The organism is Tenacibaculum sp. MAR_2009_124, assembly GCF_900105455.1.
In the GTDB taxonomy this organism is placed as follows: Bacteria; Bacteroidota; Bacteroidia; order Flavobacteriales; family Flavobacteriaceae; genus Polaribacter.
In genome coordinates, this window is sequence record NZ_FNSF01000005.1 from 253,133 (window position 1) to 277,063 (window position 23,931).

General features: G+C 32.5%; 6 protein-coding genes. 3 read left to right on the plus strand and 3 right to left on the minus strand.

The features are described from left to right. The first annotated feature begins 5 nt into the window (after nt 1-5). From BLW23_RS11880 to BLW23_RS11890, 3 genes are read left to right on the plus strand one after another with little or no spacing between them, the layout of a single operon-like run. Nucleotides 6-10,670: a non-ribosomal peptide synthetase gene (locus BLW23_RS11880; protein ID WP_093670110.1), complete on the plus strand. Its 10,665-nt coding sequence runs from the start codon at nt 6-8 to the stop codon at nt 10,668-10,670. 44 nt (nt 10,671-10,714) lie between these two features. Continuing rightward, the gene (locus BLW23_RS11885; RefSeq protein ID WP_093670112.1) at nt 10,715-16,957 is read left to right on the plus strand and encodes a non-ribosomal peptide synthetase; all 6,243 of its coding nucleotides are present in this window, start codon (nt 10,715-10,717) and stop codon (nt 16,955-16,957) included. A 27-nt stretch (nt 16,958-16,984) separates the two neighbouring features. Further along, nucleotides 16,985-17,875, plus strand: coding sequence for a glycosyltransferase family 17 protein (locus tag BLW23_RS11890; RefSeq protein ID WP_093670114.1), 891 nt, complete (start codon nt 16,985-16,987; stop codon nt 17,873-17,875). Nucleotides 17,876-18,101: 226 nt separating this feature from the next. Here BLW23_RS11890 and BLW23_RS11895 read toward each other — a convergent pair whose 3' ends face one another. The 3 genes from BLW23_RS11895 to BLW23_RS11905 all read right to left on the minus strand — a co-directional run bounded on the left by BLW23_RS11895 (nt 18,102) and on the right by BLW23_RS11905 (nt 23,889). Beyond that, nucleotides 18,102-19,532, minus strand: coding sequence for a rubredoxin (locus BLW23_RS11895; protein WP_093670116.1), 1,431 nt, complete (start codon nt 19,530-19,532; stop codon nt 18,102-18,104). Next, entirely contained in the window at nt 19,532-23,053 is a 3,522-nt protein-coding gene (locus BLW23_RS11900) for a nitrate reductase (RefSeq protein ID WP_093670118.1), read from the minus strand. The genes BLW23_RS11895 and BLW23_RS11900 overlap by 1 nt, the downstream gene beginning before the upstream one ends. A gap of 188 nt (nt 23,054-23,241) precedes the next feature. Next, nucleotides 23,242-23,889, minus strand: coding sequence for a response regulator transcription factor (locus BLW23_RS11905; RefSeq protein WP_093670120.1), 648 nt, complete (start codon nt 23,887-23,889; stop codon nt 23,242-23,244). Nucleotides 23,890-23,931 lie beyond the last annotated feature (42 nt).

The window sequence follows — 23,931 nt, forward strand, 5'->3', positions numbered from 1 at the left end:
AGGCCATGGAAACTATGAACATTACAACTTTTTTTCGCAAACTGCACAAAGAAGGAATAACGTTAATTTTAAAAGATGGCTCACTAAATGTCAAAGCAAATTCTGAAATTAACTCAGAAATTATAGCAGAAATAAAGGCTAATAAAAACCTAATCGTTAAGCATTTAAAATCTTTTGAAAATAATGATATTTCAGAGCAATTACTCGAAAAAATCATTCCATATAACAAAGAAGAGCTAGATCATATTCCACTTTCGTTCGGTCAAGAACGATTGTGGTTTATAGATAAATTACAAGGAAGTAGCGAGGAATATCACATCCCTAGCATCATTCGTTTAAATACCGAGTTAGAAATCCCCATATTAGAACGTTCTCTAAAAACAATTGTCGCTCGACATGAAATCTTACGTACTGTTATTTATGAAAAAGACGGGATTGGATATCAAAACGTACTATCGGAAGACAATTGGTCACTAAGTAAAGTACTTATTTCCAAAGAAGCCGACCTCGAATCGGAAATAGATGCTTTCGTAAGTATTCCTTTTGACCTTGCCAAAGACTATATGTTTCGTGCTTGTTTATATGACTTAGGGAAAAATGAATATGTATTAGCCTTTGTTACCCACCATATTGCAAGTGATGGATGGTCGTCTGAAATTTTATCGAACGAATTCGTTACGACCTATGCTTTTTTAGATCTAGAGGATAACCTTCCTCTTCCAAAACTAGAGTTACAATATTCTGATTATGCTATTTGGCAACGCAATTACTTTGAAAAAGAACTTTTAGAAGGTCAACTAGCATATTGGAAAGAAAAACTAAAAGGAACCAATACTCTTTCATTACCAATAGATTACAAACGAACTACTAAACAAAACAACAAAGGGAATGAAGTTCTTTTAGAATTGGATGAAAATTTAAACCAATCTCTTAATGCACTATTCAAACAACAAGGTGTAACACCTTTCATGTTTTTGTTAACAGCTTTTAAAGTATTATTACATCGCTATAGTGGTCAGAATGATATTTGTATAGGAACACCTATTGCAAACCGTACTCAATCTGAATTGGAAGATTTAATAGGCTTTTTTGCTAATACACTCGCACTTCGAAGTGATTTAAGCGGTAATCCAAGTTTTAAAGAGCTCCTAAGTCAGGTAAAACAAACTACTTTAAAAAGTTACGACAACCAATTAGTACCTTTTGAAAAGGTTGTTGATAGTGTAGTTACTGATAGAGACATGACTATAACACCTTTATTTCAGGTAATGTTTGACTATCAAAACGATACTAATGAAATAACCGAAAGGGATATAGATTCAGAAGAAGAAAGTATAGAAGAAGATCTTCTATCAATATCAGGATATGAAACCTCAGAAATATCAGTACAGTTTGACTTAACGTTAAGTGTTATTGAAAGAGAGTCGAATTTCTTTCTAAACATGGCATATCGTTCCTCTCTTTTCAAAGAAGAAACGATACAACGTATCATGACCCATTTCAAACATTTACTAAATAGCATAGTCAATAATATCGACCAATCAATTGGTGAATTATCAATGTTAACGGAAGTAGAAAAAGTACAATTAGTAAAAACTTTTAATAAAACTGATACTTCTAATCCAGAAAACAAAACCCTAATTGATTTATTTTCGGAACAAGTAACAAAAACACCAGAAGCAGCCGCCGTAGTTTATGAAAAGGAAATCCTGACCTATAAAAAACTAGACGAGTATTCTAATCAATTAGCTCATTATTTAAAAGAACAAGGTGTAAAATCGGGTACCTTAGTGGGGGTATGTATTGATCGAAGCCCTGAGATGATTTCAAGTATTTTAGGTATTTTGAAATCTGGAGGAGTTTATGTTCCCATTGACCCAGACTATCCTCTGGCCCGAATCAATTATATGTTGGATGATGCCAACATTAAGGTTGTATTAAGTAGATCGGTGATAAGTAAAAAAACGCTAATAGAACGTGATGACATTACTAAAATCCTCTTAGACAGTCATTGGGGAATTATTACCAATTATAGCTCTGAAAAACTAAATCAAACCTTAACTGGTGAAGATTTAGCTTACATTATTTATACTTCAGGGAGTACAGGAAAGCCAAAAGGGGTTATGATTGAACATAAAAATCTAATCAATTTATGTCTTTGGCATCAAACTGAATATTCAGTAAACCATACAAGTAGAGGAACTTTATTCTCTGGAATTAGTTTTGACGCTAGCATATGGGAAATATATCCATATTTAATTTCTGGAGCAAGTTTATACCCAATATCACGACAAGACAGGTACGAATTGAATTTCTTGAAAACATTCTTCAACGAACATGAAATTACACACACCTATATACCTACACTGTTATGCAATAGTTTTATTGAGGAAAATTTTAATTTAACGAACATAACCATTTTAACTGGAGGTGATGCCTTAATCCTCAACAAAACCACCAACCTTAAAATTTACAATAACTATGGACCTACTGAAACTACCGTAGTAGCTTCAAATTATAAATTAACCGATACCTCTACAGGGAAAATTTCGATTGGAAAGCCAATTAATAATACACAGATATACATAACCGACCCAGGAATGAATCTGGTTCCTATAGGAGTGGTAGGTGAATTATGCGTGAGTGGTCAAGGAGTTGCAAGAGGTTATTTAAAGAGAGAAGAACTTACCAACCAAAAGTTTATCATAAATCGATTTAAAGAAGGGAGTAGAATATATAAAACCGGAGATTTAGCAAGATGGCTTCCTGATGGTAATATTGAGTTTATTGGGAGAATTGATAATCAAGTACAAATAAGAGGGTATCGAATAGAGTTAGGCGAGATTGAAAAGGCTCTATCAAATATAAAATCAATACATCAATCTTGTGTGTTAGCAAAAGAGGACACATATGGTAGTAAGCGTTTGTTAGCTTATGTAGTCCCAGAAGGAAAGCTAAACAAAGATGCTGTAGAAACCCAATTGAAGGAAAGTCTCCCTCACTATATGATTCCCACATTGTGGATTGAATTAGATAAATTTCCCTTAACAGCTAACGGGAAATTAGACAAAAAAGCTCTACCTGAAATAGAAACATCTAAATTATCTGCGAAAAAATACGTTGCTCCTCGAAACCAAACAGAAAAAGAATTAGTTCAAATCTGGCAAGATTTATTAGGGATAGATAAAGTTGGTATTTATGATAACTTCTTTGAATTAGGGGGACACAGTTTGCTCGTTATTCAACTGATTTCACGTTCTCAAAAGCTAGGATACCATATGGAGGTACGAGATATCTTTTTAAACCCTACAATTGCTAGTGTTAAGGAGAAATTATTATCAGCAGATTTAATGTATCAGGTTCCTGAAAATGGCATTACAACAACCACAAAACGTATTATACCTTCAATGGTTCCCTTGTTAGACTTTTCACAGGAAGATATCGATAAAATTGTTAGCAATATTGAAGGGAGTGTCCATAATATTCAAGACATCTATCCTCTATCTCCTTTGCAAGAAGGAATATACTTTCATTACTTGTTAAACAACGAAGAACAAGATGCAAAAGGAGACCCTTATATTTTACCTCATTTATTATCCTTTCCTAACAAAGACAAACGTTCATCGTTCATAAATGCTTTACAATTTGTAGTTAACCGCCACGATGTTTTGAGAACTTGCATACTTAGTGAAGGCCTACCTCACGCCGTTCAAGTAGTATTAAGAAATGTTCTTTTGCCTGAAGAGATTATAACGGTTAATAATTCCAAAGATGTTTTATCTGAACTAGAATTATTAATAAGTCCAGGAAATCAATGGATGGACTTATCAAAAGCACCTTTGTTACAATTACGGTTAGTAGATGACTTCCAAAACAACAATTATTACCTTATCATTAATCAACATCATTTAATACTAGATCATGTTGGCATGGAAAAAATCACCCATGAGATTGAGGAATATTTATCATGCAACAAGGAATCTCTCGCTGAACCTGTTCTTTATCGCAATTTTATCGGCCACACCTTACACCTACAAAAAACAAATGACAGCAAATTTTATTTCCAAAAACTATTAAAAAATATCGATGAACCAACATACCCTTTTGGTTTGTCAGACATTCAAGGAGACGGGAGCACATTAAAAGAATTTGAAGATCTTCTGCCCAGCAATTTAAGTAAGGAAATTCGAAACACTTGTATTGAATTAGGAGTAAGCCCTGCTGTTTTATTCCATGCGGCATTTGGGTTAGTTGTAGGTAAATGCAGTAATAGTGACTATGCATTATTTGGTTCATTATTTTCTGGAAGATTACAAGGTTCGTTAGGCGCCTCTGACTCATTAGGATTATTCATTAATACTCTTCCATTTTTCATTGAGTTAAAAAGAAATACTACCGAATATATAAATGAGGTCAGACAGAAGTTGGGAGAGTTATTGGCTTATGAACAAACTTCATTATCATCCGTTCAAGGCTGGAGTGATATCTCAAATGACATTCCATTTTTTAGTGCAATACTTAATTTTCGCCATTCTTCTGTTCAGCAAGAAGAAGAAGAAGAAGAAGAAGAAGAAGAAGAAATTGATAGCATAGATTCGGGTGTTACGTTTGTAGGAGGACATGAGCGTTCAAATTATCCTTTCTCTATTGATGTTGATGATTTCGGAATTGATTTTGGGTTAAAAGTTCAGGTAGATGGAGACATTGAAGCAGATAGGGTAATTGCTTTTATGGAAAAAGTATTAATTGAATTATTACACGGGTTAAAATCTGACCAGAAAACATCCGTACACAGCTTTTCTATTTTACCTCAAAAAGAAGAAGATCAGTTACTGAATACTAACCACAACACCTACGAGGATCTTTCATTAGATCAAACAATCGTAGACCTATTTGAAGACCAAGCTATAAAAACGCCTAAAGCAATAGCCATTGTTTCTGATGATCATTCAATTACGTACGAAGAATTAGACAAAAGATCAAATCAATTAGCTCATTATATACGTAACAATTATTCCAGTAACAGCAACTATATAGGAGTATTATTAAAACGAGATATTGATTTAATCATTAGCTTCTTAGGAATTCTTAAATCGGAAAATGTTTATATCCCTATTGATATTAGTTTTCCTTCTCATCGAGTTGAACATATTATAAAAGACTCTGGTTTAGCCCTTATTATTACCAAAAGCAGTAACAATGAATTAATACAATTTCAATCCGATTTCCAGAAAATTTTACTCGACTCGGATGATAAACTCATTTCAAATGAACCTGTTCACCGACTTCCAATAACAAAAAACACTAATAATGAAGCCTATGTAATTTATACCTCGGGCACAACTGGCAATCCCAAAGGAGTTGTCGTAAATCATTTGGGAATTACGAATGCTGCCTTGAGTTGGAAAAGTTTATTTGAAGTTGATAACCAGACTAATTTATTGCAATTAGCAAGTGCTGCTTTCGATGTTTTTATAGGAGATTTATGTAAAACGTTATTGTTTGGAGGTAAAATGGTTATTTGCCCAGATGACTTACGATTTGATTTATCAGCATTATATGAACTCATAGAACGCCATAAAATCACACTTTTTGAAACTACACCTGCACTAGGAGTTCCTTTAATGGATTTTATTTATGATAATAATCTTGATTATTCATCTATCAAGCAGGTCATTCTAGGATCCGATGTTTTTCATCCCCATGACTTTAAACGTTTGTACGAAAATTTTGGGAATAATATTAGAATAACGAATAGTTATGGACTTACAGAAGCAACAATCGATAGTTCTTATTACGAAGCCAAGAGTATATCTGAATTATCATCATTATCAAATATACCTATAGGAAAACCTTTGTATAACACCCAGTTTTATATTTTGGATAACACTAAAAATCTAGTTCCACAGGGTATTATAGGAGAGCTTTATATCGGTGGTTTAGGATTAGCGAAGAAGTACTTAAACAATCCGCAGCTTACCAACAAGAAGTTTATTAACAATCATTTTCAAGAAAAAAGTCGTTTATATAAAACGGGGGATTTAGCGAGAAGGCTACCAGATGGAAATATTGAATTCATTGGTAGAGCAGATAATCAAGTTAAAATTAGAGGTTATCGAATCGAGCTAGGTGAAATAGAAAATGCTCTTTTCAAACATGAATCTATTTTAAATTGCTGTGTTTTAGCCAAAAACGACACTAACGGCAATAAGTGTTTGATAGCTTATGTTGTACTCAGGGATAAATTAAACAAAGAGCTCCTTCAAGAAGAGTTAAAAATGAACCTACCTGACTATATGATTCCAAATTTATGGGTTCAGTTAGAAGAAATTCCTTTAACAGCTAATGGTAAATTAGATCGAAAATCTTTACCTACTCCAAATTTTTCAGAATTATCTTCTAAAGAATATGTTACTCCAAGAAATGAAAAGGAAAAGCAATTAGTAGCTATTTGGGAAGATTTATTAAATATAGAGAAAGTAGGTGTTCATGACAATTTTTTCGAATTAGGAGGTCATAGTTTATTAGTTATAAAATTAATTAGTCAAATACAAAAAAACGGATTCCATATAAAGGTAAAGGACATTTTTGCAAATCCAACTATTGAAGCGATCTGTAAAAAGCTAGCACCTTTATCATCAGTATATCAAGTTCCAGTCAATGGTATTTCAGATAGTATAGAACACATTACACCTTCAATGCTTCCTCTATTAGATTTCGAACAGGAAGACATTGATAAAATTGTTTCTAAAACTTACGGAGGAGTTCCGAACATTCAAGACATTTATCCCTTATCACCCTTACAAGAAGGGATGTATTATCATTATTTGATAAGTGGTAAAAATCAAGGAGACCCTTATGTTCTACCTCATTTATTGTCTTTTTCAGAAAAGAAAGATCGTTTATCTTTTATAGAAGCATTACAATTTGTGGTAAACAGACACGACGTTTTACGTACCTGTTTTTTAAGTGAAGGATTGCCTAAACCCGTTCAGGTAGTACTTAAAGAAGCTAAACTTTCTATAGAGCATTTACATTTTGAAGATTCCAAAAACATTTTATCTGAATTAGAATTACTGACAATCCCAGGAGAACAGAAGGTTGATGTTTCAAAAGCTCCTTTGTTAAATTTAAAAACAATCGACGATCCATTAAACGATGAATACTATATTATATTACTGGAGCATCATTTGATTATGGATCATATCGGTATGGAGACCCTAGTTTCTGAAATCACCTCCTACTTAGAAGGACAAGCATCCAACCTACCCACTCCGTTTTTGTATCGAAATTTTATAGGACATACGCTACATCAACAATCTACTAACGATAGTGAATCTTATTTCAAAGAATTATTAGGTGATATTGATACCCCTTCGTATCCATTTGAGTTTGCAAATACGTTACACAACGTAAACACTATTAAAGAAGCCAATACTTTATTACCAGAGACAACAAGTAAAGAAATCCGTAGAATTAGCACGGAATTAGGAACAAGCCCTGCAATTATATTCTACGCTATTTATGGAATTTTAGTAGGGAAATGTAGCAATAAAAATTACGCAATTTTTGGTTCGTTATTCTCTGGTCGTTTACAAGGTTCTATAGGAGCCTCTGACGCATTAGGCTTATTCATAAACACCTTACCTTTTTTCTGTAAGTTAAATGGTACTGTATTAGAGTACGTGCTTCAAGTTAAAGAAAAATTAGAGGAATTGCTGCCTTTTGAACAAACACCCTTATCTAATATTCAGAATTGGAGTGGAATTTCCAACGAAATCCCTTTGTTTAGCGCTTTGTTAAATTACCGACATTCATTTGAAGAAACCGAAGGGGAGGAAGAAGAATCTATTGATTTTGGAATTGATATTGTTAGTAGTAAAGAAAGAACAAACTATCCGTTTACCTTTAGTATAGATGATTATGGTATCGATTATGGGATAACAGCTCAAATTTCAGGAAATTTGATGCCAGAGAAAGCACTCAAGTATTTCGTCGAAATCTTAAATAAAGTTGTAGCCAGTTTGAAATCAGATGGGGCATTGCCTTTACACGAATTGTCAATATTGACTGAAGAGGAGCAAGATGAAATATTAAATACATTCAATAATACCACTTATGACTATCCTGAAAGTAATTCGGTAATTACATTATTTAAAGAACAAGTTTCCAAAACACCAAATGCTACTGCTTTATGTTTTAATGGAGAATCTTTAACTTATAAAGAGTTAGACAATCGTTCAAACCAATTAGCAAATTATCTAATATCTAAGGGAGTAGAAAAGGGTACTCGAATAGGACTTCTTTTTGATAGAAACTTTAACATGATTATTAGCATGTTGGGAGTTTTAAAATCCGGATGTTCTTATATCCCTCTTGATCCCTTGTTACCAAAGAATCGACTAGCGTATATTTTAGAGGATGCCGACGTAAAATACATAATCCTTTCGGAAGAAATTTTACTTGAAAACGCATCAATATCTAGTAATATAGAAACCTTAAATATTAAAAAATCGCTTGCTCAAAAAGCTTCAGAAATTCAGTACATTAAAACTAACGATAGTGAAGCTTATGTAATGTATACTTCAGGAACAACAGGAACACCGAAAGGTATTAGTATTAGCGACGAAAATATTACCTCACTTGTTAACAATCCATCAGATAAAATAGCGATAACCAGTTCAGATCGTGTATTGCAATGGTCCAATTATGCTTTCGACGGTTGTACTTATGAAATCTTCGGAAGTTTATTAAATGGAGCCACTCTTTACTTAATCCCTTCACAAATGGCTTCCAATCCTATTGGCTTATTGGAAACAATTAATAAAGAAAAACTAACGGTTGCCTTTATAACAACTGCTCTGTTTAATGCATTGTCGGAATGCGATTTATCCTTATTATCAAGCTTACGATTATTACTCTTTGGAGGCGAAAAAGTAGCTGTGATGCCTGTAAAAAGAATGTTAACAGCTTTAGGTCAAAATAAAATCCTACATGTATACGGCCCAACAGAAACAACCACTTATGCTTCTTGTGAAGTAGTTTCAGAAATTTCACCCGAAGCCCTAACCATTCCAATAGGAAAACCACTAAGCAATACTAATTACTATGTCTTAGATGAACATGAAAAATTAGTCCCTGTCGGTGTGGTTGGAGAGTTATGTATTTCTGGAAAAGGAGTCTCTACAGGTTACCTTAACAGAGATGAGTTAACGAATCAGTGTTTTGTAAACAATCCATATAAAAAAGGTGAGCGAATTTATAAAACTGGCGACTTGGTAAAATGGCTGCCAAATGGAAGTATTGAATTTGTTGGTAGAAAGGATGATCAGGTAAAAATTAGTGGTTATCGAATTGAATTAACAGAAATCGAAAATGTTTTAGGCAGAATAAACGGAATTCAAAATAATTGTGTGCTAGTGGAAGACAATGGAAACAGAGGTAAAAGGTTAATTGCCTATGTGGTTCCAGAAGAAATTTTTGATAAAGAAGCTATTCAATCTGAGTTAACAGAAAGTTTACCTGATTATATGATTCCGAAGATTTGGGTTGAGTTAGATCAACTTCCTTTAACATCAAATGGAAAGCTTGATAAGAAGAACTTACCAAAACCAGAGTTCGGTCTTGATGAAAACTACGTAGCTCCAACTACTAAACTGGAAGAAGACCTATGTGTAATTTGGCAAGATGTTTTATGTATTGATAAAGTTGGTATAAAAGATGATTTCTTCAGAATAGGAGGAAACTCAATCAAAGCCATTAAAGTGTCAAATGAAATGAGTAAAATTTTGGGTTTAAAAATTCAAATCACGGATATTATTCGATATAAATCTATTGGAATTTTAGCCGCTATTTACTCCAAACTTCAGGCTTACGAAAATCACGTTTCTCTGGTAATGCCTTTCCATCAAAACTATGACAATAATTTACCTGATATCATTTTTATACATTCAGCTTTAGGAGGATCAGATGCTTATTATTGTTTGGCTGAATTACTTGAAGGCCAATATAACTGTATCGGAATTGACAACCACAATATTTATGGAAGTCCTAAGATTAACAAATTAAACCAACTCGCTCATTTTTATATAAAAGAGTACACAGAAAAGTACTCTTTTAAAGATCCTATTACGCTACTTGGATGGTCTTTAGGAGGTTCAATTGCTTTGGAAATGGCATTTATTTTAGAAAGTAAAGGATACTCGAATATAAATGTGATTTTATTAGACACATATGTCCATAAACCAAAGAAATTCTCAAGACGAGCTCGTTTCAATAGAGAAGAAAACTACGATTTTATCTCTAGTATGTTTCCAGAAGAGTATGAAGACTATGTTGAAAGATTAGTCGATGCTGCAGAACAAGAACATACTTTAGGTCAAACCGCGATAAGTGGTCAGTTATTTAAAACGAAAGTAACTCTTTTTCAAGCATTGTACAAAGACAATCTAAACCATGGGTCAAACGATAATAATGAGTTAGTTCTTATTAAAGATTTAAAATATAACAATCTAGAACGTGTTATTGATGTTAATAGAATATCCATAATTCCCACGCATTCCCATCACAGACATATACTCCCGTTCCAAGCACAATTTATAGGGGATTATTTATCTAAAAATAAGGAAAAAATATCAAACCCTAGTGAGTTCAGTAAACTGCATCAATAGAATTATACACTTAATAATTTAACCAAACCAACTACCAACTTACTATGGAAACCATTGCTGACAAACTGGTTACAGCGAAAGAAATTAAACATCATTTATTATCGGAGTTATTTGAAGAACAGGTGTATAAAAACCCTACAAAAGTAGCCATCCATTTAAACGATCATAAAATTTCGTATGCTGACCTGAACAAAAAAGCAAACCAAATTGCACATTTTATTCAATACAATTACTTAAAAGAATACAGACGGAAAATACCAAAAAACACTGTATTCGGTGTTTTAGGTAAAAAAGACATCAATACAATCGCTAGTATATTAGGGATCTTAAAAACAGGAGCTGCTTACATCGCGATCAGCCCTGATGATCCAGAAGAAAGAATTCAATATTTACTTAAAGATAGTGAAGCAATATTTCTATTGCTAACTGAGTCGAATAAAACTAAAAAGTATCCTTGCATTACTTTACAAATTGAAGATGAAAAGCTGCATGAATTCGCTACATATTCTCCTGACATTACAATTGAACAAGGAACATTAGCTCAATTAATTTACACCTCTGGCTCAACAGGTGCTCCTAAAGGAGTAATGCTAACACATAAAAACCTAAGTAATCGACTGATCAATCCTAGTTATGTTAACGTTACAACTAACGATTGTTTTTTACAATTGGCCAACTACGCATTTGATGCTTCAACATTCGAAATATTTGGGGCGCTACTAAATGGTGCCAGCTTAGTTTTGGTTAACAGAAAACTCCTTTTTGATTTTGAAGCCTTAACGAATTACATCGAAAAACACGGTGTTACTATAGCCTTTTTTACTACATCTTTCTTTAATGCAATTGTAGATCAACATATAGATTTACTGAAATCGATTAAAAAAATTATTTTCGGAGGAGAAGCAGCTTCATTTTCCCATGTAAAAAAAGCGCTAGCAGTGCTAGGCCCGAATCGTTTAATAAACGGATATGGCCCTACAGAATGTACCATTTTCACTACTTGTTATTCTATTAACGAAATTTCTCCTGAGCAAAAGAGCATTCCTATTGGAATACCCGTAGGTGATAACTGTGTTTACATTTTAGACAAACAGTTAAAACCTGTAAAACAAGGAGACACTGGAGAACTTTGGGTTAAAAGCTTAAGCGTAGCCAAAGGTTACTACAAGAAGCCTGAGTTAACGGAAAAGGCTTTTAAAAAAGGAATACTTGGTAATAATGACACCTTTTACAAAACAGGAGATTTAGGAAGAATAAATAATCATGGCGCTTTTGAGTTTATAGGACGTAATGATAATCAAGTAAAATTGAGAGGATATCGAATTGAGCTGGGTGAAATAGAATACCATGTCATGCAACATCCTAAAATTAATTTTGCAGTTGCAAAAATTAAAAAAGACCATCGAGGCTTGGGGTCTATTGCTGTCTGGGTACTTGCTATTGAGAAGGTTGACGCAGAAGAAATTAAAAAATATTTATCAATGAAAGTGTCAGATTATATGCTACCGAGACATATTATTTTTATTGATAAAATCCCCTTAACCTCAAATGGAAAACTAGACAAAAACAAACTTCCTGACCCAAAAGAACTTCAAGGTTCTTCATTTTCAAAACCAAAATCAAATGGAACCAAAGAAGAAAAACTATTGTATGCACTCAAGGAGGTATTAGGAAATCAAAATATACATTTTGATGACAACTTTTTTTCTTTAGGACTTGATTCTATTTCTGCATTACATTTTGTAACAGAAGCAAAAAAAATGAATCTCTATTTTTCAGCTTCGGATATTTATAATTATCCAACACTAGGTGAACTCTCTTTAATTACACAAGAAACATTATTAAAAAAAGTAAACACATCTATAGAAGAGATAGGTTTAACTCCAATACAGCAATGGTATTTTAATTTAGATTTTTCCGATCCTAGTTACTTTTTACAATCTCAAACCATCACTATAAAAAACGTAGCTATTGAAAAAATAAAAAGCGCTTTTCAAAAATTGGTAAATCTTCATCCTGTTTTTAAAACAAAATTTCGGAAAAACAACAACCGATTTATTCAAAGTTATACTAATACTAATAGCGATTCTTTTTTTAGCGTTCATAACGCTAAAAAAGTAAAGAATGAACGAAGAGCTGTTCGTGAAATAGAAAAAGATTTAGAAGAACAAATAGATCTGACAAAGAATGAATTGTATAAAGTCGCTATAATCGAAGGTAAAAGTAATACTTATGTACTTATTATTCTTCACCATTTAATTGTCGATGGCGTTTCTTGGCGAATTCTCTTGGAAGACTTAATCCATCTTTACCAAGGAAAAACAGTTTTAACAACAGATACCAAAGCACAATGGTATCAACACTTAATAGTTTATTCACAGAAGAAAAAAACCTTAGAAGCACTTCCTTTCTGGAAATCAATTACTGAACAAATACAGACGTTTAGTCTACCTAAAGATCAATTCATAATATACCCAAATTTCACCTATAACTCTGTAGGTGATCAACTTTCCGAGGAAAAAACACGTCTACTATCAGAAGACAGTTTTAAAGTATACAATACCAACGTAGAAACATTACTAATAACAGCATACATAAAAAGTTTAGCTCATTGGATTGGTCAAAACAAGATCGTTTTTATGTTGGAAAGTCATGGAAGAGAAAAATGTATTGAAGATATCGATGTTTCCAGAACTATTGGCTGGTTTACTTCTGCCTATCCAGTCGTTGTTAATTTACCCAATAACAACGATACAGGAAATAGCATTATATCCGTCAAAGAACAACTAAAAAACGTTCCTGATAATGGACTTTCATACGGTGCTTTAAAATATTTGCATAACGACTCTAAAGTCAAAAACACTATCAAAGACGCCTCTCCAGAAGCTTGGTTTAATTACTTGGGACGATTTGATGAAAATCAACATGAATTACCAGAAGGTTGGAGTTTGTTTGATGAAGGAAGCGGCCATGACGTAGTTGGTTCGAAAAATAAGCATTGGAGTCCATTTGAACTGAACTGTTCAATTGTAAAAAACAAATTTCTTTTTAAAGTAACTTATGATGAAAATCTATTCAGAAAGGAAACGGTAAATAAATTCGTACATGACTTTAAAACCAATCTAATCCATATCATTGAGCATTGTAAATCGAAAACAAAGGTTTGTTATACGCCGTCAGACTTTGAATTAGGGCATTTGAATCAAACTACCTTTGAAACACTCTATGAAAAACTGCGCAAAAGAGCTTCGATAAAAACAATAATGCCTACAACAGGTTTACAGCGCGGAATATTATTTCATTACTTACAGAATAAGGAGTCTGATCAATATTATGTGCAGGTAAAAATTACAATTTCTGGAGCTTTAGACAGTGCTTATTTGAAAAATAAACTTCAAGAATTAGTAAAAGAAAATGAAATATTCAGGTCCGTTTTCGTCTGGAAAAATTTGAAAGAACCATTACAATGTACCTATGAGTATGATGAAGAATTAGATGCGATAAACTGGAATGAGATTTCTTTAACAGAAAAAGAACCAAACGAAATAGACCAAGAAATTAATGATATTCTAGATATTGATAGAAAAAAAGAGTTCTATTTAAATGAAACTCCCCCAATTCGTTTTTTGCTGATCAAGCAAAACGACGGCTTACACACATTAGTTTGGACACTTCATCACATCTTAATAGATGGTTGGAGTATCTACCATATCATCAACGATCTTGTAGCCTCTTTTGAAAACAAAACAACCACTAAAGGTTTTCACCAGGAAAAATCGCTTCAATTTCATCATTTAAATCGCTGGTTAAACAACCAAACTCAGGACAATGCTTTCACATTTTGGACAAAGCAATTATCTCCAGTTCAAAACACAACACCTTTTCCATTTACGAAAACGAAACATCAACCCAGTCCTGATAAACCAATTCAAAATCAAAAAGAACATTGCCTCGTATTTTCTCGAAATACAACCAGTCAAATTAAGGGTTTAGCAAAACAATATCATGTTACACTTAACTCTTTATTTCAATTTTCTTGGGCGAAAATGCTTCAACTACTTACCAATAGAGATGTAATTACTTTTGGGGTAACTGTTAGTGGAAGGAATCATAACTTCCAGGGCATTGAACGAATTGTAGGCCCTTTAATTAATACACTGCCTGTTGTAACACAATGGGCTAATCAACATACAATAAAAGAGCAAGTTCGAATAATTCATAAAACATTTCAACAAATAAATGAATACAGTTATATCGATTTAAATGAGTTATTGAAAATGACTCAGCTAACAACTCCGCACTTATTCAATCACATTCTTGTTTTTGAAAACCATAAAAAAGTAGGAACTTATCAAAATAGCTCAAGTGATATCCATATTGAAAACGTCGAAGAAATTGAAAAAACCAATTATCCGATCACTGTTTTAGGCTCAGAAGAGAAAGACTGCTTACAAGTAAAAGTGATCTATGACACAGATTGCTTTGAAGAGAAAATGATTCATAAAATGTTAAAGACATTAAAAGGGGTGCTAGAATATACTCTTGATAATCCAATGGCGCAAACGAATCAAATTGAAACCATGTCTGCAAATTTAGATTTAGAAACGTCAGAATTAAAGAACCTAAACAATAATGTAGCCCAAAAACCTATCCAAAACTACGAAGGTAAAACCAATCGAACTGCTAAACACAAGCAAAGAAGTTCAATATATCTAGCACTTTGGGAAAAAGTATTGGATCAAGAAGGCATTACCTTAAGTGACGATTTTTTCCATCTGGGCGGACACTCTCTTAATGCATTAGAAATATCGAATGAACTAAAACAACAAGGAGAACTGGTGTCTGTTAATGACATTTACCAATACAGAACTATTGAAAATTTGCTATCATTCACAAGCAATCAAGTAAATACAAAAGGTAAAACTACTTCTTCAGCGATTCAAAACGATAAAAAACTTTTTCCTCTTTCTCCTTTGCAACAAAGGTTTGTAAAAAGGAAGCTCATTAATCGTAATCGTTTTAATGTTCCTTTTCTCGCTAAAATTAAATTCAAGACCAGTATTGAAGCCATCAACAATGTAGTAAAAAAACTCGTTGAAAAACACAAATCTTTACAGCTACGATTTGTAAAAGAAAGAAATGGCTTTAAACAATACTATGACAATTATCCAAAAGATAACCTTTGTGATTATTTTGATCTTTCTTTAATTCAACCTGAAAATCAAGATTTATATATCACTAAAAAATGTGAAGAAGCACAAACACAATTTAATTTGTTAGAAGGCAAGTTATTTAAGGTTATAGTCTTTAATCATTACATCCATCCAGATTCAAAAGTTGTGTTTTTTCTGTTTCACCATCTTGTATTTGACGGCGTGTCTTTACAGATTTTTACTAATGATTTTTTCAGATTCCTAACATTGAAATCTAACGATAAACAAACTATAGAAAATCAATCAATCAATTCTTGCTCCTATAAAGATTGGGTATTAACCATTCAAAATTATATTGTCAACAAATCCTTTTCAACGGAACATACCTATTGGAAAAACGTATTAAGATCAGGTGGAGATATTCCTACGGATTTAAATCTTGAAAAAAGAGTTACGCACAGAGAAATGAATGCTCTTGAGTTTATTCTTATTGAAGATGATCAACTTATGAATGAGTTTACCAAATCAATTAAAAAAATAAAATTGATGCCTTCAAATTTTCTAATTTCAGTCTTTTACAATACATGCAATGAGTATTTCAAAACAACTGATTTGTTGATTGACATCATGAGTCAGCAACGAGAATCTTTCTTTCAGCAAGTAAATATTCAAAACACTACAGGCTTTTTTGCTGGTGCCTATCCTGTTAGACTTTCTTTAGATAAAAACCTAAGTAATGAAAGTCTAATACAACAAATAAATAAAACCGTTTTAGAAGTTCCAAAAAATGGATTGGATTACTTTATCCTTAAATATTCGACCTTAGGGAATAACACGAAAGAACTTTTATTACCAGAACACCGTGCGACTTGTCTGTTTCACTATTTAAAAACGGAACACATTTTCCCTGAAACGGCAAACTATGAACAATTAAATATTCCTTTTGGTTTTACCAACTCAAAAGATAATGAGTCAAATTACTTATTAAACTTAACCATAAAAGAAAGTGCTCAGCAGTTAAGTATTAGATGTTATTACTCAACTCTACATTTTAAAGAAACTACAATAACGGATTTAATGAATGGTTTTAAGAAAAAAATGCACCATTTATTGAACTGGAACTATAACCATTAACCAACTAACTTATTAACGATTTAAATTATGAAAGTATTTGAATTTTGTCCATTTTTTAATGAAAACAAAGTAGCCGAAATTAAAATAAAAGAAGATGCCCATTGGGTGGATACTTTATGTATTTTGGAAGCTAACAAAACATTTACTGGTAAAGACAAACCTTATAATTTCAATACATCACTACTTACCGATAGAGTACATTATGAAAAATTTGATGTCACTGGAAAGTTTCGCGAGATTGAAGAAAACAAAGATTATTACAATCCAGAAACTTGTAGAGCTGAAAACTTTGATCATTGGTACTGGAATCTTTTAAGTAATAATTATGCCTTTTTTAATGAATCAGTACAAAGAAACATGTGTACTATTTTAAAAGAAACCATTAGTGACGATGATATTATTATTTTATCAGATTTAGATGAAATCATAGACAGTCGATTTGCTGATAGAATTATTGAAGAAACAAAAAAACATCAAGCACTTACTGTTAAATTACATTATACTTCTTTTTATCTTAACCTATTCCTTGAATCAAATCATGGAGCTCCTAATTGTAGTTACCGCCTTTTTGTAATGACAGGTAGATATTTTAAATCAATGCCTTTTACTTCAGATTTTTTAAGAAAGAAAGGAATCGCAGAAGCAATGTATGATGTATTACCGTGTTTAGATTTCTTTGCTGGTTTCCATCATTCTTGGGTAGATCATTTGAATAATGGATTACCAAAACTAAAAGCATTCGATGCGAATGTAAAAGACAAAAACATTATCACAGAAGAGTACTTACACCAGTGTATTAAAGACAGAAGATTACACTATCTAGATGCCAATTTATATATGGACGACAACAAAGAATTTCTTGCCTCTTTAAAAGAAGTAAACACCAACAGTCTTTGGCTAACAGAACAGGAAGTATAAATAACAGCTTGAACTACCCCTATATAAAACTACAAGATATATAGTTGGAACCGTTTATTAACCTTTAGGGGTAAATATCAATTGGCATCAACTATAACTTATATTACACAAAGCGTTTTTCAATATTGAAGAACGCTTTGTACTTTTTATGATTTGAAATCACTGTAAAAGTAAAAAAAGCGTTTTATTGTGGTAATATCAATTTACAAATAGTAGAAGTATTAATTCAACTTATTTTCTTAAGTGTTATTTTCTCAAAACTATCCTTATTTGCCTCACATAATGAACACTTATAATCTTCAGTTAAACTCTCAAAAGGGGTATTTGGCGGAACACCCTGAGTTTTATCTCCATATTGCTCTTCATACAACAACTGACAATGCTTGCATTGATAAACCTCAACTTCTTCTTTACTTTCCTCTTTTTTAATATATTCTATTTCTTTTTCGGCACCTAATTGTTCGAAATACAACCTACTCAATTCAATTAGTAAATCTGGCAACTCTTCTTTATCAACCTCTCTAACACTTGTAATATACTCTCTTGTATTAGGATCAAAATTTTTAGCATGTAATAAGTTATACGTACTTCTTATATTAAATTCTTTTAACTCATCAGGTATACTATTCCTTTCAATAACAATAGAAGTAAAATAATACGAGGTTTTAACGTAATCGGTTATTCCGAATGTTAAACCATAAGTACTAATATCATTTTTATCAAAATTACGAACCAAATACTTTTTCAGTTCTAATGCTTCGGAATTACCAACTGGAATGTGCCAATTCAATTCTAACATTGAGTGTCGTACATTAATACCATATCTTCCCAAAAACTTTTCCCAGCGCAGCTTAGTACTACCCGGAATATCCTTAATTATAAAGGATTTCCAAGGAGTAATTGAAATTTTACCAATCTTACACTCAAAGCACAAATCGCACATAGCTTTTAAGAATGTTAAATCATATTTATTATTTCTCCAATATAATCCTAACCAATATTTATCATTACCAATTCTATTCATTCCTTCATAATAAGGAAAAGGATGAAACGGGATTTTTAATGATTCATCTATGGTCCTATTATTCATATCGACACTGTGATTCACCAAATCAAAAACCAATTGAATAGTATCAAGTTCTTCTTTTAAAAGTTCTTCAATAATTCGAGTTATTTTTTCAATATCCCAACTATAAATTAAAGCTGGGTAGATTTCCATTGTATTCCAATATGGTAATCTGACATACAAATACCAATAATCTTCATACTCAGAAGCTATGAAATTTAAATGGCCAGTAAATAATGGAACCAATCGCTGTTTTGGATCAGTTATGTTAATTTTTAATTCAGATGCTTTTCTAAATTGCTCTAAAACATACAAATACTTATCACTTGTTAACCAGGTTGTACTAGGAAAGATATCGGAACTTACATAAGAAGACATTATATTTTCTTCCATATCATTGGTCGAATTTACAACCTGAAAACCTGCTACTTCTTTTGACATTTTTTTATTTTCCTCAGGAAATAAAACATCTTGCCTTGAACCAAAAGAAATGGTTTCAAATCCGAGATCTTCTGAAACTTCACAAATTTTCTTCAATTCTGCTGGAGACAAAACCCCTCCCTTTATAATTAACCTTGATAACTGAGTCATTATATCAATTGTTTTTGTCTAGTTACTATTTCTCTTACCTCTGTTTTACAACTTCCACATCCAAGACCAGCTCCCGTTTCTTTACATAAATCTGAAAAACTACTGCATCCATTTTTTATTGTTTCTATTAAATTTTCTTCACCAACCTGACTGCATGAACAAATTAACTTTCCTTTTACCAGCTGAGTATTAGAGGTATTTCTTAATAATAACTCACGCTTATCAGACAACTCAATTTTCCCTTCAATCAAACTCTTAAATTCGGCAAACTCATTCTTATCTCCTACCATAATCGCTCCTACCAATAAATCATCCTTGATAATGCATTTTTTATAATATCGTTTGCTTATATCTGTAAAAACTATTTCTTCGTATCCCTCCTTCTTTTCTGGAATCAGAATATCTCCAATACTACACAAATCTAAATCGCTAAACTTCAAAATATTCATAGCAACCGACCCTTTGTAAACACTACTAATATCTCCTAAAATAAAATTTGCCAAAATAGATGCTTGTTCCTCAGCTGCAGATGTGATTCCAAGTAGCTTATTTTTAAACTCTGCGATTTCTCCAATAGCAAAAATGTTTGGATCAGAAGACTGTAGGTGTTGGTTCACCTTAATACCTCTACCACAATGAAGTCCAGATGACTTTCCAATTTCGATATTTGGGCGTGTTCCAATAGCGTATACAATAGCATTTGATGAAAATGTTTTTCCACTTTTTAACGTAATCTGAAGCTCTTTATCATTTTCACTATCGAAAACAGTGCTTACCTCATTTGAAAAATACACTTGAATCCCTAATTCTTCCACATGCAAGGCAAGTAATTTTCCAGAGATTTCATCTAACTGTCGCTCCATCAATCGAGATGATCTTTGAACAAGTGTAATATTGATCTCTTTATTTTTCAAAGCAGCTGCTAACTCCAAACCCAATAAGCCACCTCCTACGATGGTTACATGCTGATTATACAAAGGAATTTTAGATGCTTCAAGATGATTTTTAAATCGATCAGCATCTGTTTTGCTTCGAATTGTGAACCTTCCCGCTAAATCCAATTGTACATCTTTAGGCACAAATGCACGACTACCAGTTGCCAATATTAACTTGTCATAATTATATTTTCTTCCGTAATTATCAGTAACCATTTTATGCACTCTGTCAATATTCTCAATCACTGTTTTATCCAATAGCTCTATTTTAAGTTTTTTAAACTCCAAATCTTTTATTTTTTGAAGTTGTTCCCATGTTAACTCTTCAGTTACATACTCTGGCAGTAAAACTCTATTATAAAAAGGATTTACTTCTTTTGAAAAAACTAAAATTTCATCTGTGTCATTATGGTCTCTATAATTTTGCACAAATCTAAACGCCGCCGCTCCAGCACCCACAACAATAATTTTCTCTTTTGGTTTTAAATATTTTGAAACTGAAACTCTCGTATATTTAAAATCGGGTTCCTTTGAAATGGGATCGATTACAGTTTTAGTTAAGTTATTGGCACGATTGAGATCGCTTTCGAGTTGCTTTCCCCAATGCATTGGTAAAAAAACTACGTCGTATTTTACATTATTCGTCACTTTCGCCCTTACTCTAACCACACCGTTTTCACTTTTCACTTCAACAACATCACCTTCTTTAATATTTCGTGTATAGGCATTGGTTTCATTAATTTCTAATACTGGATTGGCATAATGTGTTTTTAACCTCGATACCTTCCCCGTCTTGGTCATTGTATGCCATTGATCTCTAATCCTTCCTGTGGTTAGGATTAAAGGGTATTCCGAATTTGGAGGTGCAGATATATTTTCAATAACCTTCGGAATATTAAAAATTGCCTTTTTTGAAGGGGTGTAAAAAATCTTATCTTCAAACAAACGAGGAGTTCCTTTATGTCTAAAAGTAGGCACTGGCCATTGAAATGTTCCTTCATGTTTCAAACGTTGATAATCTAAATATGAAACATCAATATTCGTTCCTTTAGTCATTAAACTATATTCCTTATATATTTCACTAGTTGAATTATAATCGAAACCATCGTATCCCATTTTATTAGCAAAATCACATAAAATTTCTACATCGGGTCTTGCCTCTCCAGGGGCCTCGATTGCTTTTGGTAAATATGAAATCCTTCTTTCTGAGTTTGTCATAGTACCTTCCTTCTCTAACCAAGAAGCAGCGGGAAGAATTAAATCTGCATGCTCCAATGTATCAGCATTTTTGGAGATATCTTGAACAATAACAAATTTGGCTTTTTTCAATGCTCTTTCAATTTTATTTGCATTCGGCATACTTACCATTGGATTGGTACATACGATCCATATTGCCTTCATTTGACCAGCTTCTAAAGCATCAAACATCTCTGTTGCTGTAAATCCAGGCTTATCAGATATTTCTTCCGAATTCCAAAATGTTTGCACTTCCTTTCTGTCCTTTTCACTAAATAAATTCTTATGAACAGCTAGCAAATTTGCCATTCCTCCAACCTCTCTTCCCCCCATGGCGTTCGGTTGTCCTGTTAACGAAAATGGACCAGATCCAGGTTTTCCTATATGACCTGTTATCAGAGATAAATTAAGTAAGGAGTAATTTTTATATGTACCTACAGAACTTTGATTTAATCCCATTGCCCACATACTAATAAAACCATTAGCATTCCCAATGAAATCAGCTGCTTTCTTAATTTCATCAACGGTTATACCGCAAAGTTCTGCCGCTTTTTTGAGAGATGTTTTTTGAACATGTTTTTTATATTCTTCAAAACTTTCTGTATGATTTTTTACAAAGTTTTTATCGATTTTTTTCTTATCAATTAACCTTTTTCCGATTGCATTGTTTAAAATAATATCCGTTCCAGGAAAAATTTGCAAGTGTAAGTCAGCAAAATTAGCAGTATCTGTTTTTCTAGGGTCTACTGAAATTATTTTAACGTTAGGATTTTCACTTTTATGCTTTTCAATCCTTCTAAATAAAATCGGGTGACACCAGGCAGGATTCGCTCCTGTGATAAAAAAGCAATCGGCTAACTCAATATCATCATAAGAAATAGGCACTGAATCTTCGCCAAAAGTGTTTTTATATCCAACAACAGCTGAACTCATACAAAGTCGAGAATTTGTATCAATATTATTAGTTCCTAAAAATCCTTTTGTAAGTTTATTAGCGATATAATATTCTTCGGTAAGGCATTGACCCGACACATAAAAACCAACACTATCGGGTCCGAATTTCCTAATCATTGTTTTAAAAACACTTGCCGCTCTATTGAGCGCAACATCCCAAGAAACCCTTTCGAGTGGATGGTTTTTACTCCACTTCATTTCTGGATACAAAAGACGATCAGAGGTATCCTTTGCGACATAATGCAAATTCATTCCTTTTGAGCAAAGCGTCCCTTTGTTTACTGGATGATCCTTATCTCCTTCAACCTTTAAATTATTACTCGCATCTTTTTTTACGACAATCCCACAACCGACACCGCAATATGAACAGGTAGTTTTTATTTCATTTTGCTGCAAAATACTTTATTTTTATTTATTACTCCCTCATTTATAAGTAGTAAAAATAAGTATAACTAAGTATTTTTTACGTATCTAGAAGAAAGAAAAGCACTAACACTCAAACTTTTACCAAATTCTCAAAAGCAGTCCTTTTTTTGAAACAAACCCCAAAAAAAGACAGTTTTTTTTTAAGTTATCCGAATACTCTAAAGATTTAATTCCGTAGCCTTGTTTGACAACTCAGTTAAATTCTTCACTTTCAGCTTTTTCATTAAATTAAAACGATGAACTTCTGTGGTTCTCTTGCTTACTTCAAGTTCGGCAGCAATTTCTTTATTACTTTTCCCCGACAATATTAATTTAAGTATTTGTTTTTCTCTTTTTGTAAGATGATAAATATTGTCGTCCTTATCTTTTATAATCTTTTTGGTATTCCTTTCTTTTCCTAAATTATTGATGATAATTGAAGAAATATCACCCGTAAAGTACTTTCCTCCTGAAGCAATTGTATGCAAAGCCTTTACAAGCTCAGCTTTGCTGGATCCTTTTAACAAATACCCATCGGCACCAGCTTCAATGGCATCCAAAACATACTCTTCAGAATCATGCATTGAAAGCATCATTGTTTTAACATTAATCGCTGCCTTTTTAATTTCTCTAACAACCTCAATACCATTCATTTTTGGCATCTTTATATCAACAATGAGGATATCAGGAATGCTATGCTTTAAAATATCCAATGCTTCTATTCCGTTAGAAGCCTCATTAATTACATTCAGTCCTTCTTCTTCTTTTAAAATAGATTTAATTCCATCTCTAACTAATAAGTGATCATCAACAAGAACAATATCCATAGGTATAAAATAATTATAATCGACTTTGCAAAAGTACTTATT